At 44.1% G+C, this 1,051-nt stretch carries 1 protein-coding gene; it reads right to left on the reverse strand.

All coding sequences use genetic code 11. The features are described 5' to 3' along the window. Nucleotides 1-1,040, reverse strand: a 1,040-nt coding sequence (locus CK510_RS22980) for a HEAT repeat domain-containing protein (protein WP_245912330.1), incomplete at its 3' end; no start/stop codon positions are given. Nucleotides 1,041-1,051 lie beyond the last annotated feature (11 nt).

Raw genomic sequence — 1,051 nt, forward strand, 5'->3', positions numbered from 1 at the left:
GGGTTGATTTGTGTTTGACGACCCCACCTGCGTTGTCGCGCACTCTCTCCTTGCAAAGGTTGGAGGGTTTCAGGTGGAATTTGGACGTTCGATTCGAGGAAATATCCTGCGGGGTTGAAATTATCTAAACCAGCATCGGCAAGGAGGGAAAATTTGAAGGGTTCGAGTAATTTGCGACGAAAGAAGGGAACCCAGGTAAGGAGGAAACCTACGTAACCCATGCCTAAGATGCGACGTACCCACGGGTTCCAGAAGAAGATTGCTTGGACTTGGGGAAATTTTGGGTAAGCGAAGATGAGGGCAAGCCAGAAGGTAATGTGGATGAGGATGGTATCTTTGGCTGCAAAAATCCATTTCCAATATTCTAGGTTTTGGATAACTGATTTTACAGCTTCCGCTTGGGTGTATCCTTTGAGGTTGTTGTAGTGGCTTTGCAGTATATTAATATCTCCAGCTTTCCAGATTTTTAAACCTACTACTTTCGCGATCGCTTCTGCTAATTCTTGCCGTAACAGGGGGGTAGATTCGTTAAGAACTTTCCAAGTTTTATCGAAAATTTCTAGTGCTTTTTTTCCGTCTTCGTAACTGGGTTTGTTCGGAATGGTTTTAGGACTACCAACCCATTGCAGCAGGATTTGGATATTGGGTTCACCAGCACTAAGGAAATGGGCTAAAAATCGAGGTGTTCCTCTTTCTTCAGGATAAGAACGCAATACTGCTTCTAATATTTGGGTAATTACTGATAAATCTTGCTTGCCTAATTTCGCTAATGCTCTTGCTGCGGAATTACGGACAGATGTATCGCTATTTTTGAGGAGTAAAGCCACATCCTTGGCATATTCCTTAGCCTGCATATTCCCCAATGCATCTGCTGCGGAATCACGGACACTGTAATTGCTATCTTTGAGAAGTAAAGCCACATCCTTGGCATATTCCTTAGCCTGCATATTCCCCAATGCTTTTGCTGCGGAATCACGGACAGATGTATCGCTATCTTTGAGGAGTAAAGCCACATCCTTGGCATATTCCTTAGCCTGCATATTCCCCAATG

The sequence above is a fragment of the Brunnivagina elsteri CCALA 953 genome (assembly GCF_002289455.1).
Taxonomy (GTDB): domain Bacteria; phylum Cyanobacteriota; class Cyanobacteriia; order Cyanobacteriales; family Nostocaceae; genus Brunnivagina; species Brunnivagina elsteri.